Source organism: Paraburkholderia fungorum (genome assembly GCF_046027605.1).
Lineage (GTDB): Bacteria > Pseudomonadota > Gammaproteobacteria > Burkholderiales > Burkholderiaceae > Paraburkholderia > Paraburkholderia fungorum_F.
This window is the reverse complement of record NZ_JAQQEF010000002.1, coordinates 601,643-617,103: the sequence shown is the minus strand read 5'-3', so window position 1 is coordinate 617,103 and position 15,461 is coordinate 601,643. Positions and strand designations below refer to the sequence as shown.

Annotated in this window: 11 protein-coding genes; 2 read left to right on the top strand and 9 right to left on the bottom strand. The window is 64.6% G+C overall.

Annotation, left to right across the window (positions count from 1 at the left end; all coding sequences use genetic code 11):
* Window positions 1-5 precede the first annotated feature (5 nt).
* The 9 genes from iolB to PQR53_RS06045 all read right to left on the bottom strand — a co-directional run bounded on the left by iolB (window position 6) and on the right by PQR53_RS06045 (window position 12,192).
* Window positions 6-836, bottom strand: a complete 831-nt coding sequence (iolB, locus tag PQR53_RS06085) for a 5-deoxy-glucuronate isomerase (protein ID WP_408451669.1) — start codon at window positions 834-836, stop codon at window positions 6-8.
* A 12-nt stretch (window positions 837-848) separates the two neighbouring features.
* Window positions 849-2,384 (bottom strand): mannitol dehydrogenase family protein, encoded by a 1,536-nt coding sequence (locus PQR53_RS06080; protein ID WP_408451668.1) that lies wholly within the window; start codon window positions 2,382-2,384, stop codon window positions 849-851.
* The gene (uxuA, locus tag PQR53_RS06075) at window positions 2,371-3,429 is read right to left on the bottom strand and encodes a mannonate dehydratase (protein ID WP_408451667.1); all 1,059 of its coding nucleotides are present in this window, start codon (window positions 3,427-3,429) and stop codon (window positions 2,371-2,373) included. The genes PQR53_RS06080 and uxuA overlap by 14 nt, the downstream gene beginning before the upstream one ends.
* A gap of 579 nt (window positions 3,430-4,008) precedes the next feature.
* Complete coding sequence (locus PQR53_RS06070) at window positions 4,009-5,637, bottom strand: GMC family oxidoreductase (RefSeq protein ID WP_408451666.1); 1,629 nt, start codon at window positions 5,635-5,637, stop codon at window positions 4,009-4,011.
* Complete coding sequence (locus PQR53_RS06065; RefSeq protein ID WP_408451665.1) at window positions 5,634-6,857, bottom strand: CaiB/BaiF CoA transferase family protein; 1,224 nt, start codon at window positions 6,855-6,857, stop codon at window positions 5,634-5,636. Before PQR53_RS06065 ends, PQR53_RS06070 begins: the two co-directional genes overlap by 4 nt.
* On the bottom strand, window positions 6,850-8,628 hold the full coding sequence (locus PQR53_RS06060) for an FAD-binding protein (RefSeq protein ID WP_408451664.1): 1,779 nt from the start codon (window positions 8,626-8,628) through the stop codon (window positions 6,850-6,852). Before PQR53_RS06060 ends, PQR53_RS06065 begins: the two co-directional genes overlap by 8 nt.
* 12 nt (window positions 8,629-8,640) lie before the next feature.
* Window positions 8,641-9,822: an acyl-CoA dehydrogenase family protein gene (locus tag PQR53_RS06055; protein WP_408451663.1), complete on the bottom strand. Its 1,182-nt coding sequence runs from the start codon at window positions 9,820-9,822 to the stop codon at window positions 8,641-8,643.
* Window positions 9,823-9,844: 22 nt separating this feature from the next.
* Window positions 9,845-10,654 carry an HpcH/HpaI aldolase family protein gene (locus tag PQR53_RS06050; RefSeq protein WP_408451662.1) on the bottom strand — a complete coding sequence of 270 codons (810 nt, stop codon included), beginning with the start codon at window positions 10,652-10,654 and terminating at the stop codon, window positions 9,845-9,847.
* A gap of 47 nt (window positions 10,655-10,701) precedes the next feature.
* Window positions 10,702-12,192 carry an NAD-dependent succinate-semialdehyde dehydrogenase gene (locus PQR53_RS06045; protein WP_408451661.1) on the bottom strand — a complete coding sequence of 497 codons (1,491 nt, stop codon included), beginning with the start codon at window positions 12,190-12,192 and terminating at the stop codon, window positions 10,702-10,704.
* 265 nt (window positions 12,193-12,457) lie between these two features.
* Between PQR53_RS06045 and PQR53_RS06040 the strand changes: the two genes are divergently transcribed.
* Together PQR53_RS06040 and PQR53_RS06035 are read left to right on the top strand one after the other, a co-directional pair.
* The gene (locus PQR53_RS06040; protein ID WP_408451660.1) at window positions 12,458-13,486 is read left to right on the top strand and encodes a TRAP transporter substrate-binding protein; all 1,029 of its coding nucleotides are present in this window, start codon (window positions 12,458-12,460) and stop codon (window positions 13,484-13,486) included.
* A gap of 34 nt (window positions 13,487-13,520) precedes the next feature.
* Window positions 13,521-15,434, top strand: coding sequence for a TRAP transporter large permease (locus PQR53_RS06035; RefSeq protein WP_408451659.1), 1,914 nt, complete (start codon window positions 13,521-13,523; stop codon window positions 15,432-15,434).
* Window positions 15,435-15,461: the final 27 nt, after the last annotated feature.

Below are 15,461 nucleotides of genomic sequence, written 5' to 3'. Positions count from 1 at the left end.
GGAACTCAGCGCGCGCCGTCCGTCGCGACGCTTGCGCCGGGTTGTAGTAGCCATTCATGAGCCGGCTCGTTGTATACGTGCCAGGTTCGGCGCGGACCGGCCATCACATTCAGGTAGTAGAGGTCGTAGCCGTGCGCGGCGGCAACCGGGTGATAGCCGCGCGGCACCAGCACGACATGCTTGTCGTACGCCGCGAGCGTTTCGTCGAGACTGCGGTCGTCGGTATAGACGCGCTGGATCGCGAAGCCCTGCGGCGGCGAGACGCGGTGGTAATAGGTTTCCTCGAGGTAGGTCTGCTGCTCGCCATCGTCGGTATCGTGCCGATGCGGCGGGTAGCTCGACCAATTGCCCGCGGGCGTCACCGATTCCACCACCAGCAAGCTCTCCGCCGGCTCGGTTTCCGGCAGGATGTGGCGCACGTGACGCAGATTGGCACCGGCGCCGCGAGTTTCCTGCTTGACCTCGTCGGGTGCAATGAAGCGCGGCGGCAGGCCGCCCTTCGCGGGCGCGGAGCAGATGCCGAGTTCGACGTCGTCCGTGGCCACGATCGTGTAGCGCGTATGCGGCGGCACATACATGGACCACGGCGCGCCATCGAACGGCGACATCCGTGCGCCGATCGCGCGGCTCGCGAGTCCTTCGCAACCGGCTATTGCGTGCCCCTTGACGAGCACGATCACGACTTCGCGATCGCCCGTCTCCTGCGTGAGCGTGGCGCCGACCTTCAGGTCGAAAACATCAAAGCCGACGTATTTCCAGCCGGCGCTCGCCGGCGTGATATGGATGATCTGACCGTCTTCGGCATGCTTTGACGGTTTGACGAGCAGCTCGCTCATGTTTTCCTCCGGTTATTTAGGGCTGCCACTCGCCAGAACGCGGCGGTCGCTGCGGCTACGTGCATGGCCTGAAGCGGTACAAGCGTTCATGGCTTTGACGACACCTTGTGCGCGAATCGCCGCCAGATGGCGTGCGACTTGCGCGACGAAGCGCGGCTGTGCACGCAGATCGCATCCGAAAATCGACTCGATTTCGAACAGTGTTCCTACCGCATCAACGGCATCTGCGTGCAAGGTCGAGCGGACCGCCTCGGTCAGTGTGTCGGCGAGGGGATCCGCGATGGCGTAGGTGCGGCCTGTCTCGTCCTGACCGCTCAGGTACGCGATCCAGCCAGCCAACGCAAAGGCGAGACGTTCGGTCGGCTTGCCACTTGTCAGGTTGGCGCGCACGCTTTCCAGCCAGCGCTGCGGCAATTTCTGCGAGCCGTCGGTCGCGATCTGTTGCAAGCGGTGATCGAGCGCGGTGTTGCGAAAACGCGCGAACAGTTCAGCACGATAGGTGGCCAAAGCGGGTCGCGACAGTGTCGGCTCAACCTCGTCGCGCAACATGCTTTCGACAAAGTTCAGCACCGCCGGCGCGCCGATCGCCTGATCGACGGTGTCATAGCCGATCAGCGACCCGAGGTACGCGAGCGCCGAATGCGCGCCGTTCAACATCCGCAATTTGGCCTGCTCATAGGGACGCGCGTCACCTACGAGCGTCGCGCCTGCCCGCTCCCATGCCGGCCGCGGTCCCGCGAAGCGGTCCTCGATCACCCATTGCGAAAACGGCTCGGTCATCACCGGCCACGCATCGTCGGCGCCGAGCTGCTCCGCGACGCGCATGCGATCGGCGTCGGTGGTGAGCGGCACGATCCGATCCACCATCGTGTTGGGAAATGCGCCCTCTAGCTCGATCCAGTCGGCCAGCAGAGGATCCGCTTTGCGCGCGAACGCCAACGTCAACGCGCGCATCGTGTCGCCGTTGGACGGCAGGTTGTCGCACGACAGCACGGTAAAGGGGCCCAAACCGGCCGCGCGGCGCAGCGCGAGCGCGCGCACGACGAAGCCGATCGCGCCTCGCGGCGCGGCGGCCTCGCGCAGATCATGGGCGATGTCGGGATGATCGAACTGCAATGCGCCGCTGGCCGGATTGCGGCAATAGCCTTTCTCGGTGATCGTCAAGCTGACGATATGGCAACGCGGATCGGTCATCGCATCGAGCACGGCGGCGGGCGACTGCGGCGCGACCAGCGAAGTGATCAGCGCACCGACCACCTGGAACGAATCCGCGGTGCCATCGCGCACATCCACGGCATACAGATGATCTTGCGGAGTGAGCGCCTCCGACGTGTCCGCACGCCGCAACGACACGCCGACGATGCCCCACCGGTGATCGCCAGCGCGCAACGTGTGCTCGGTGTACAGGGCCTGGTGCGCGCGATGAAACGCCCCGAGGCCCAGATGGACAATGCCCGGTGCAAGGTTCGCGCGATCGTAGCCGGGAACGACGAGTTCGCCAGCAGCGCGCGCCGCCAGCGACGGCAAGGCGGCGTTACTCAGCCGCATGATAAGCCGGATGTTTGGCGAGGCCTTCCCAGATGCCGTTCAGGTAGACCGCACCCAACGCGCGGTCGAACAACCCATAGCCGGCGCGGCCCGTTTCACCCCAGATCATCCGCCCATGGTCGGGCCTGGCATAGCCTTCAAAGCCGGTTTCGAAGTAGGCTTTGACGATTTCCGCCATGTCGAGCGAGCCGTCAGCCGAGCGATGCGAGGTCTCATGAAAATCGCCCGCCGCATTGACTTGCACGTTACGCAGGTGTGCAAAATGAATCCGGCCACGCGCGCCGAACTCGCGCACCAGTGCCGGAATATCGTTCTGCAGGTCCGCGCCCAGCGACCCCGAACAGAGCGTCAGGCCGTTGGCGGGATCGTCGACGATAGCCAGCACGCGCTGCAGGTCAGCACGATTCTTCACGATGCGCGGCAGCCCGAAAATCGGCCGTGGCGGATCGTCGGGGTGGATCGCCATCTTGATGCCGGCTTCTTTGGCCACCGGAATGATCGCGCGCAGGAAGTAGTCGAGATTGGCCCAGAGACCGGCTTCGTCAAGCGCCTCGTAGTCGCGCAACAAGGCTTTCAATTGCTCGGGCCGATAGCTCGCGTCCCAGCCGGGCAGCTGGATACCCTGGCTGACGTCGAGCTCGCGGATCGCTTGCGTGTCGAACGCGAGCGTCGTCGATCCATCGGGCAGGTGCATTTCCAGCGAGGTGCGGGTCCAGTCGAAAACCGGCATGAAGTTGTAGCAGACCACCTTCACGCCGCAGGCGCCGAGGTGACGCAGCGTCTGGCCGTAGTTGGCGATGAGCGTGTCGCGCGTCGGTTTGCCGAGCTTGATGTCCTCGTGCACCGGCACGCTTTCTATCACTTCCAGTGTCAGGCCGTGAGCCTCTATCTTCTCCTTCAGCGACAGGATCCTGTCGATCGGCCACACCTCGCCCACAGGCACGTCATAGATCGCCGAGACGACCCCGACCATGCCGGGGATCTGGCGGATATAAGCGAGCGGCACGGGGTCCGCGTCGCCATACCAGCGAAAGGTCATTTTCATGTTCGAGTCTCCTCCTCACACGCTCGCTGCGCCTTCAACGACGCTGCGTATCAGTGAATGGTTGGTTCGGCCTTTCCGCGTTGGCCCAGCGCGGCGACGCGGCGTACGGACGCCGTGCGCCTGTCGGGGTTCACGCGGGGGCCAGCCAGGACTCTTCATACTAGCGACGATCGCCATTCCTTTACAATGAAGAATAATGCTTTATCTATACGATTATGGAATACATGAAGTTGCGGCGCGTCGGCTTGGTCGCCGCGTAGCTGTATCCAGAAACGCATCGCGCCGCATTCACTGCGGCACGCCTTCGTCACCCACCTGCTGGAGACCGGCAGAGTTAGCCTTATCCGCCGTCGAGGTGTCCTGGTACCGAGCGATAGCAACATCCGAGCGGATAGATTTACGTATAAAGTACTACTCCACACGGACAGCGGCCCTGCGACTCCTTTTCCCCATGCGCGCCTGCATTCCGCGATAGAGGATCTCTGTCGGATCGTCGATTGCGCAAACCACTTCCTGCTGGAAAAAGCAGCCGATCTTCCGCGATGGCGCCGTAAATCTCGCGGCCGTCTCCCGTTGCCCTCACTTTTCCATTGCCGCCTGTGCCTGCTTCGCGCCTCGCAGAATGATCTCCGCCGCGCGCTCCGCGAGCATCAGCACGGTCGCATTGGTGTTGGTCGACGTAATCGACGGCATCACCGACGCGTCGACGATCCGTAAGCCCGTCATCCCGCGCACGCGTAGATTCGCATCGACCACACTCATCGCGTCGTCGCCCATCCGGCAAGTGCCGACCGCGTGATACACCGTCGAACCGTTGTCGCGCGCGTATTGCAGCAGTTGCTCGTCGGTTGCAGCCGCGCGCCCGGGCACGGTTTCGTCAACGATGTAGCGCGCGATCTCCGGCTGCGCAAAAATCTTCCGGCCGAATTTCAGTCCCTCGACGACCGTCGCACGATCGAGTTCATGACTCAGATACTCGGGCGCGATCACCGGCGCGACGCTCGCGTCGCTGCTGCGGATATGCACGTGGCCGCGGCTCTCGGGCCGCATCTGCCAGACTCCGCACGACACGCCCGGCTCCGACTCGAGCACGCCGATGCGCCCCGCCGCAAAGCTGCCCGGCGCCATCACGTACTGCACGTCCGGCCGCTTCGCGAGCGGCGTCTGCCCAAAACCGCCGACAATCGCGGCGCTATAGGTCAGCACCCCGCTGCCGCTCACCACGTAGCGCATCATTTCGCGCGCGAGCGCGAGACCGTGCGACCGTTCGTTCGCCGTCTGCGCACCTCGCACGCGAAAGCCCAGCCGGACCACGTAGTGATCCTGAAGGTTCGCACCGACGCCCGGCAGCGAGACCCGCGTGCGGATGCCGGCGTTATCGAGCACGTCGCTATCGCCGATGCCGCTCAGTTCCAGCAGCTTCGGCGTGCCGATTACCCCCGCGCTCAGGATCACCTCATGCGCCGCGCGAATCTGGACGTTTTCGCCACTACTTGTGACGGCGCTGACGCCCGTCACCTGCGCGCCGCTGCCCGCGAGCGACGTCACCTGAAGGCCGGTCAGCACAGTCAGATTCGGACGTGCCATCACGGGCCGCAGATAACCGCGCGCGGCGCTCGAGCGGCGCCGTCCGTCGCGGGTCTGCTGGTAATAGAACACCGACGGGCCGTGCGTCGTGCTATTGGGGTCGTCGACGAACTCGAGGCCCGCCTGCTTCGCGGCGCGCACGATCGAGCCGCAGATTTCCGGCGGATTCTGCACGCGGCTCACGCGAATCGGACCCTGAGTGCCGCGTTGCGGACTACGCCCTTCTGTCCACGTCTCCGAGCGGCTGTAGTACGGCAGGCAGTTGTCGAAGTTCCAGCCGCTTGCGCCCGCGCGTTCCCATGCGTCGATATCCTCGGCAAACGGCCGCACATATAGCAGCCCGTTGATCGCGCTCGATCCGCCGAGCCCCCGGCCGCGCGGAAACAGGATCTCACGCCCTCCGGTCTGCTCGCTGCCCTGGGTGCGGTAACGCCACGTTACGCCCGGATGGTCGAGGAGCCGCACGAACCCCGCCGGAACGTGAATGTACGGATGCCGGTCGCGCTCGCCCGCCTCGATCAGGATCACCTTAACGTTCGGATCTTCAGTCAGACGGTTCGCGAGCACGCAACCCGCCGTGCCGGCGCCGACGATCACATAGTCCGTCGCGTAGGTTTTCATGAGCCTACCCCCGCGTCGGCCACACGTCGGCTTTCGAGTGCGGCGATCTCTTCGTCGCTGAAACCGAACTCGGTAAGCACTTCGGACGTGTGTTCGCCGAGCACCGGCGGCGGCCTGCGATAGGTCGCCGGGCTGCCGTGAAAATTCACCGGGCTAGCGATGTTCGTGACGGTGCCCACACGCGGATGCTCGATCTCGATCACAGTGTGGTTGTGGCGGATCTGCGGATCCTGCGTCAACGCCGTGTGGTAATCCTGCACCATCGCGCACGGGACGTCGGCGGCGCTCAGATGCGCGACCCAATGTTCGGCCGTGTGCGTCGCGAACGCCTCTTCGAGAATCTTGTCGAGCGCATGGCGATGCGCGGTGCGGGCGGTGTTGCCGATAAAGCGCGCGTCGGTCAGCAGGTCTTCGCGCCGCAACGCGCGGCACAGGTTCTGCCAGAATTTTTCGGTGAAACACGCCGCGAAGAAATGCCGGCCATCGGAGCCGCGATAGTTACGATACGGCACCATCGTCGGATGGCCGCTGCCGAGGCGCTCGGGCGCCTTGCCGCTGCGCAGTGTCTCGCCGTCGCGCGGAATCGTGCTGAAGAGGGCCGCCGACAGCAACGACGTGTCGATACGCTGTCCTTCGCCGTGCCGTTCGCGATGCAACAGCGCCGCCGAGATGCCGAACGCGAGCAGCGCGGCCGCGCCGAAGTCGGGCAGCGGCACGCCGAGACGCACCGGATCGCCGCCCGCCTCGCCCGTCATGTCCATCAGACCGGCCGTCGCCTGCACGATCGGATCGTTCGCGGGCCAGCCGGCATAGGGACCGCTCTGTCCGAACGCGGACACGCTCGCGTAGAGGATCCGCGGATTGCGCGCCTTCACCGCTTCATAACCAATGCCGAGACGCTCGACCGTCCCCGGGCGGAAATTCTCGACCACCACGTCCGCCTGTTCAGCCATTCGCAGGAACGCCTCGCGCCCTTCCCCCGACTTCAGGTCCAACCGTATGCTGCGCTTGTTGCGATTCTGCGAGAGGAACTGCACGCTCTCGCCCTCGACGAACTGGTTGCCGAGGCTGCGCGCCAGATCGCCCGCGCGCGGTTCCTCGATCTTGATCACGTCGGCCCCGAGGTCGCCGAGCAGCACCGTGCCGACGGGACCCGCCGTCATCACGGTCAGGTCGAGAATGCGATAGCCCGAGAACGGGCCAACTGGTTTCTTATCCATGACGAGCTGCCTGCGAAATTGGTTGGTCGGCGAATTCCGCTCGCGGATAATCAAGCGCGTCGAAGCGGAGGCGGGACAGATCGTCGGCGCCGCGCGTGATCGTCAGCGCGTGGCCGAAGTGCGCGTCGTCGCGATCGGGGCACTCGGTGCGGTAGTGGCTGCTGCGCGATTCGCGCCGCTCGAGACACGCCGCGACGATCACTTCGGCGCTGGTCGCCATGTTCTCGATGGTGAGCGCATCGAGCACATCAGCAGGGCTCGCGTTGCCGCCCGCCGCGAATTGCTCGCGGCTCTGTTGAGCGGCGGCGAGCGCGCGTTTCAGACCCGCCTCGGTCTTCTCGACGAGGCAATTTTCCTGCATCGAATGGCGCAATTCGGTCGCGATACGTTGCGCGTCGAAACCGGCATTTGGCTTCAGCGCGATCTCGAGTCGCGCGGCGAGCGGCGCCCCATCCGCGACGCCCGGCGCCGCGCTTTGCGAGGCGAACGCAGCCGCGCCCGCACCCGCGCGATGGCCGAACACCTGGCCTTCCGCGAGCGAATTGCCACCAGGACGGTCCGGTCCGCGCACGCCGCCCGCGAGTTCGCCGATCACGAAGAGTCCTTCGATGGTCGACATCGCATTCGTATCGGTCATCCGCACGCCGCCGTTCAGGCACTGGAACGCGATGCCGACGTCGAGCAGATCGCGCTTCGGATCGAGCCCCTTCGCACGCATCCAGCGCAGCGTGTTCGGGATCGTCGCAGCGAGCCGCTCCTCCGGAATGTCGGCGAACGAAAACTGCACCGCGCCGCGCGGCGTGCCGCGGCCTTGCGCGATCTCGGACGCAATGGCGATATCGACATAGCGCGATTCATTCGAGATCGTGAATGGGAATACCTTCTCGTCCATCACTGCTTCGGGCGTGACACCCGCGGGCAGATAGTCGGCAAGGAATTCATGACCGTCGCGATTGAGCATCTTCGGATGCAGGATGAAGCACGATTTGCTGAAGAGCTGCACGTACGGATGAACCATCGCTGGGCCGAACTGATGGAACTCCATGTTGACGAGTTCCGCGCCGTGGCGAAAGCAGATCGCCTGGCCGTCGCCGGTCATTTCGGCGGTCGACACCTGTTGCGAGAACAGTCCATGCGCGCCACCCGTGCCGAGCACGACCGCGCCCGCCGTGACGACGAGCAGCCGCTGCGAATTCAGATCGAAGCCGACCACTCCGCTCACGCGTCCGCCTGCATCGCGCAGCAGGTCGATCAGCGCAACTGAATGACGCGTCGCGACGCCCAATTTCTTCGCTTCGTCCGCAAGTGCGTTGACGAACGCCTTGCCGGTCTTGCCTTTCACGCCGAGCGCGCGTGCATAACTGCCGAAGTCGCTGCGGATCAGCTTGTAGCCGTCGTCGCTGCGATCGAACGGCACGCCCATCGCGATCAGATCGGCAATCCGTGCGGGCGCGTCTTCAGCCAGCACGCGCACGAGGTCGCGATCGACGAAGCCGCCTGCCGGCCTCATCGTGTCTTCGTAGTGGACGGTCGGGCTGTCCGCCGCGCTGCCGTAGCCCGACGCGCCCATGCTCATGATTTCACTCGCGCCGTGCACGGTGCTGCCGCCGCTGCCCACCGGCGCCTTCGCGAGCACGAGCACGCTCGCGCCCGCCTTCGCCGCGGACACCGCCGCGCGCGACGCCGCGCCGCCGCCACCGACCACTACCACATCGGCGCGCGCCGTATCGACGCCAAAACCCAACTTCTCGAATGTCTGAACCAGAGTCACATCCGTCTCCGCTTATGACTTCAGCGCGCGTGCCACGATGTTGCGCTGGATTTGATTGGTGCCGCCAAAGATCTGGAACATCTTGGCTTCGCGAAAATGACGCTGCATCGCGTACTCGGCGGAATAGCCGTTTGCGCCCATGATCTGGATACCGTCGGTTGCGACCTGCACGTACGTGTCCGAGGCGAAATACTTCGCCTGCGACGATTCCACGTCGCACGTCTCGCCTTCGTCGAGCAGCTTTGCCGCGCGAAACGCGAGCATGCGGGCCGCGTCGACGCGCGTCTGCATGTCGGCGAGCAAATGCGAGACGGCCTGGAAATCGATGATCGACTGGCCGAACTGCTTGCGGTCGTTCGCGTACCAGCGCGCCAGATCGATCGCCGCCTGCGCTCCGCCGACGCACATCGCCGACAACGCGATACGCTCCTTCGACAGCACTGTCGTGAGCTTCTTCCAGCCCACATGCAGACCGCCGACCAGCCGGTCCTTCGACACGCGCACGCCGTCGTACACGACCTCGCAGGTGCGGATCGCATGGCCGCCGAGCAGGTCGATCGGATTGATCGTCAGGCCCTTCGATTCCTTCGGCACCAGAAAGAGGCTGATACCGTCGTGCTTCTTCGCATCGGGATTGGTGCGCACGGCGGTCAGGATGTAGTCGGCCTGCAGCGCGCCGGAAATCCACATCTTGGTGCCGTCGATCACGAAGTCGTCGCCCTGCGCGACCGCACGGGATGCGAGCGACGCGGCGTCGGAGCCCGAGCCGTTCTCGCTTAGCGCGAACGCGAGCCACGCCTTGCCGGCAGCGAGCTTCGGCAGCACTTGGGCCTTGATGTCGTCGGAGGCGAAGCGCGACAGCGCGCCGCCCACCATGTTGACGTTCGCGTTCCAGAAGCGCGCGAGCGCGATCGTGTGGTATGCGACGATCTCGAGATAAGCCGCCATGTCGAGATAGCCGCCGATGCCGCCGTACTGCTCGGGCAGCGTGAGGCCGAACCAGCCCTGCTGCGCGGCGACTTCGACGAGTTCTTGCGGAAAGCGCTTGGCTTCATCGCATTCGCGGATGTACTCGGGCGACGCATGACGCGTTAGCACGCGATGGATCGAGTCGCGAAATTCGAACTGATCGGCATTCAGATACGGCTTCAGGTCGCGCCGATTGACGAGCTGGCTTGCGTATTCCTGATTCACGGTGTCTCCTCCAGAGAAATCATCAGGCTTTGTGCTGGTCGATTTCGTCAAGTGCAATCGAACGTAGCATGCTCGAACGGGATTTCGCGCCGGCCATCAAAAACGCGAGGTCCGAGCCCGACAGGATGAAGCGCGCCCCCTTTTGCACATAGGCGGTCATCAGCGCTTCGTCGTACACGCCGCCGACGCCGGGCACCTTGCCGTGCCGCGCGCATGCAGCGCACACCGCGTCGATCGCCGCGCCGATGCGCGGATGGCCAAGCTGTCCCGTGATGCCGAGGTCCGCAGCGAGATCGGTCGCGCCGACGAGCAGCACGTCGATGCCGGGCACCGCCGCGATCTCCTCGACGTTTTCAAGCCCCTCGCGCGTTTCGATCATCACGACGACCAGCACTTCATCGTTGATCGCGTGCACGACGTCGGCGATCGGCAACGCTTCGAAGCCGACCTGTGGCAGCATGCCGGGAATCGAGCGGCCTCCCGCAGGCGGGAAGCGGCACATGTTCGCGACATGCCCAGCCTGGGCGGCAGTGCTCACGTGCGGCACGACGATGCCCATCGCGCCCGTGTCGAGCAGGCGCGTCGCGTGAAATGGCTCGTGGCTCGGCACCCGGATGATCGGCGTGACACCTCCGACCAGCGCGCCCGCGCAGATCTGCGCGGCGGTGTCGATGTCCATCGAGTTGTGTTCCATGTCGATGAACAGCCAGTCGTAACCGCTCGCCTTTGCGATCTGCGCGATATCGACGGTGCGGGCCTGGCGCAGGCCCATGCCGAGCGCGAGTTCGCCGGCGGCGAGTTGCGCCTTCGCGTGATTCTTGATGCTTTTCATGTGGGTTTCCGTTCGGATCGAATGGGAAGGTCAGCGTGCAGGGGCTCTTACGCAGCGCCGTTCGCGGATTCCAGCGAGGCGTCCTGTGCCGGTTCCAGGTTGATGAATTTGGTATCGAGGTAATCGCGGATCGCGTGCGGGCCGCCTTCGCGTCCGAAGCCGCTGTCCTTGCTGCCGCCGAATGGGCTTTCGGCGGTCGACGCAACGAATGTGTTGACGCCGATCACACCCGCCTGCAGGCGCTCGGTGGTTTCGAGCGTATTGCGCATGGAGCGCGTGAACACGTACGCGGCGAGCGCAAACGGCAGACGGTTCGCTTCGCCGATCACTTCGTCCATCGTCGAGAACGGCGTCAGTGTGCCGACCGGGCCGAACGGCTCGTCATTCATCAGGCCGACGTGGGGAGCGGGATTCGCGACCAGCGTCGGCTCATAGAACCAGCCGCGGCCGAATTGCGCGGGGCGGCGGCCGCCGCACAGGATCTGCGCGCCGCTGCTCGCTGCTTCGTCGACGAGCCGTTCAATCGCGATACGCCGTTTTGCGGTGGTGAGCGGGCCGAGGTCGGTGTTCTGCTCGAGCGGGTCGCCGACGCGCAGCGCTTTCGACCGTTCGACGAGCGCCGCGACCGTCTGATCGAAGATCGATTCGTGCACGTAGAAGCGCGTCGGCGATGCGCACACCTGGCCCGCATTGCGGAACTTGCCGAGCGACGCGAGCTGCGCGAAAGCGGCGATATCCGCGTCGCGGTGCACGATCACGGGTGCGTGGCCGCCCAGTTCCATCGTGACCTTCTTCAGCGTTTGCGCCGACATCTCGACGATCTGCCGGCCGACCGGCACCGAGCCGGTGAAGCTGATCTTTGCGACACGCGAGTCCGCCATGATTACTGGCGTGATCACATCCGGCTTGCCGATCACGAGGTTGACCGCGCCTTCGGGAAATCCAGCGTCGGTAAAGCAGCGCACCAGCGCCATCGTCGCGCCGGCGGCCTCGTTCGACGGCCGGATCACGATCGCGTTGCCGGCGGCAAGCGCCGGCCCCATCTTGCGCGCCAGCAGCAGCAGCGGGAAATTCCACGGCGTGAACGCCGCAACCACGCCGAGCGGCTCGTAGTGCACCAGGTAACGGCCGCCCTTCACGCGCCCTTCGTACGACATGCCGAATACGCGCCGCGCTTCGTCGGCGAACCAGTCGATCGATTCCGCGGCTGCATTCGCTTCACCGGTCGCCTGCGCGATCGGCTTGCCGGTTTCGAGCGCGACGATGCGGCCAATCTGCGCCGCACGCTCGCGAATCAGCGCGCCCGCACGCCGCAACAGCGCCGAGCGCTCCCAAGGCGTGAACTTGCGCATCGCAGCGGAGCCACACACGGCCGCTTCGATAGCCTCCACGACCTGTTGCTTCGTGGCGAGCGGGGTGTGTCCGAGTTCGGCCTCGGTGGCCGGATTGACCGAAATCTGCCCATTTTCCGCCGACGCGGCGTACCAGCGGCCGCCGATCAACATGCCGTGGTCGCGGTAGTGGTTCTGCAATTCCATGCTGCCTCCTGAAGGGGTTTATAGAGCGGCTTCTCTGGACGCGCCTGCTGCCGGCGGGTGCCGACGCGGCCTTCGTTGTTGTCCGCACGCTTTTTCTTATAACAACATCTTGACACAAAAGTGTCAACACTTTTAAAGTGAGTGTCAGCGAATTGATGATGATCGCATGCAAATGACCGACTCGGACTCAGGCCATCCATAAGAACGCAGCGGCGTTGCCGACTGCGTCCCCCTACGTAGCGCTTCCTTACATGGAGAGAGACACATGAGTGCATATGACCGACGCAGCTTCCTGCGCACGCTCGGCGCGGCATCGGCCGCCGTGGCCGGCAGCAGCGTGCTGGCCCCCGTCGCGCGGGCGCAGACCGCTCAGTACAAGCTGAAATACGCGCACAACCTCGCGGTCGCGCATCCGCTGAACATCCGCGCGAAACAGGCGGCCGACGCCATCAGGAAGGACACCAACGGCCGCGTCGAACTGCAGATCTTCCCGAATGGCCAGATGGGCTCTGACACCGACATGCTGTCGCAGGTCCGCTCGGGCGCGATCGACTTCCTGACGCAAGGCGGCGTCGTGCTGTCGACGCTGGCGCCGGTCTCGGCGATCAACGGCATCGGCTTCGCGTTCAACGACTACAACCAGGTCTGGGCGGCGATGGACGGCGAGCTCGGCGCGCATATCCGCCAGGCAATCTCGAAGGTCGGCCTCGTCGCGATGGACAAGCCGTGGGACAACGGCTTTCGCCATATCACGAGCTCGGTGAAGCCGGTGCAGACGCCGGCGGACCTGAAGGGCCTAAAGATCCGCGTGCCGGTCAGTCCACTGTGGACCTCGATGTTCAAGGCGTTCGATTCAGCCCCCACCAGCGTGAACTTCAGCGAAGCGTATTCGGCGCTGCAGACCAAGGTAGTAGATGCCGAGGAAAATCCGCTCGCGCTGATCGAGACCGGGCGTTTTTTTGAAGTGCAGAAATACTGCTCGCTGACGCGCCACATCTGGGACGGTTTCTGGTTCCTCGGCAACGCGCGCTCGTGGGGCAACCTGCCGCTCGATCTGCAGACGATCGTCGCAAAACATCTGAACGCGGCGGCGGTGGCCGAACGCGCCGATATCGCCGCGATGAACGGGCAGCTCGAAACCAGTCTCAAGTCGCACGGCATGGTGTTCAACCAGCCCGATACGCAGCCGTTTCGCGCCGTGCTGAAAAAGTCCGGCTTTTACGGGCAATGGCGCAAGGCGTATGGCGACGAGGCGTGGTCGCTGCTCGAGAAGTACACACAGAAGCTCGCATGAAGTCGAGCCGTCACAGCGTTTCAGGAGACATGTCATGACATCCCAAGTGCATCCCGAGCAGCCGTTCGCCGCCGATATGAGCGGCCCCTCTTCCGGCAGCCGCACTTCCCCGTCGAAGGTCACGCGCCTTGGCGGCAGGCTGGAAAGCGTCATCAAGTGGAGCACCGAAGTGCCGGCGGCGATTCTGCTGGTGGCCGAAGTGATCCTGCTGCTCAGCAACGTGTTTTGCCGCTACGTGCTCGAGAACCCGCTGGTCTGGGGCGACGAACTCGCGTCGATGCTGTTCATCTGGTTGTCTATGCTCGGCGCTGTGATCGCGCTGCGGCGCGGCGAACACATGCGGTTGTCAATATTTGTCGCACGGATGTCTCCGCCGGCGCGCCGCTTCGCGGAAACCTTCGGCAACTTCATCGTAGCGACGTTCGTGCTGCTGCTGGTCGGCCCTGCAACCGACTGGGCGATGAACGAGTGGATCATCACGACACCGGCGCTCGGGCTGCCGAATGCGATCCCGGCAGCGGCGATTCCGGTCGGCTCCGTGCTGATGCTCGCGCTTGCCGTCACGCGGCTGCTCGGACGCGCGACGCTGCGCGACTGCGCTGCGTCGCTTGCGATCGTCGGCGGCCTCGCGGTAGTGCTGTATTTTGCGAGCAGCACGCTCGCGCCGCTGACGGCCGCGAGCCTGATACTGTTTTTCGTAGTCGGACTTGTCACGATCATCTGTCTTGGCGTGCCTATCATGGTCGCGTTCGGCGTCTGCACGCTCGCGTATCTCGCGACCGTCACCGGCGCCCCGCTCACCATCGTCGTCAGCACCATGAACCAGGGCATGTCGAGCCTGATCCTGCTCGCAGTACCGCTCTTCGTTCTGCTGGGCGCGCTGATGGAAGCGATGGGTCTCGCGGAAGCGATGATCCGTTTTCTCGCGTCGCTGATCGGCCACAAGCGCGGCGGTCTCGCGTACGTGCTAATCGGCGCGATGTATCTGGTGTCGGGGATCTCCGGATCGAAAGTGGCCGACATGGCCGCGCTCGCGCCGGGACTCTTCCCCGAAATGAAAAAGCGCGGCGCGAACGAAGGCGATCTGGTGGCAATGCTGAGCGCCGCCGCGGCGATGTCGGAGACGATCCCGCCGAGCCTCGTGCTGATTACGATCGGCTCGGTCACGGGCGTGTCGATTGCCGCGCTCTTTACCGGCGGCTTCATGCCGGCGGTGGTCGGTGCGGTTGCGCTTGCGGGCGTGATCTGGTTCAAAAGCCGCAAGGAGCGCCTGCAGGGCGTGCAGCGCGCGTCGCGTGCCGAGATCGGGCGCTCGCTGCTGATCGCGGTGCCGTCGCTCGCGCTGCCGTTCGTGATTCGCGCGGCGGTCGTCGAAGGTGTCGCGACCGCGACCGAAGTGGCGACGATCGGCGTCGCTTACACGTGCGTGGTCGGGCTGCTGCTGTACCGCCGCTTCGAGTGGAGCCGGCTGTACCCGATTCTGGTGGAGACCGCATCGCTGTCGGGCGCTATCCTGATCATCATCGGCTCCGCAACGGCAATGGGCTGGGCGCTTACGCAGTCCGGTTTTTCGGCGCAGCTCGCGTCGCTGATGGTGGCGTGGTCGGGCGGCAAACTCGGCTTTCTGGCGATTTCGGCAGTCACCTTTGTGATTCTCGGTAGCTTTCTCGAAGGGATTCCGGCTATCGTGCTGTTCGGACCGCTGCTCTTTCCGATTGCCCGCGCAATCGGAATTTCGGAGGTGCACTACGCGATGGTCGTGGTCTTCGCGATGGGGCTCGGACTCTTCGCGCCGCCGCTCGGGCTTGGCTTTTACGCCGCGTGCGCGGTCAGCAAGGTGGATCCGGGCGTGGCGATGCGGCGAGTCTGGCCTTACCTGGGAGCGCTTGCGGCCGCGCTGATCGTCATCGTCGCGGTGCCGTGGGTGTCGGTTGGCTTTCTCCGATAAATGCTATGCAAAAATAGAGGCAACAAT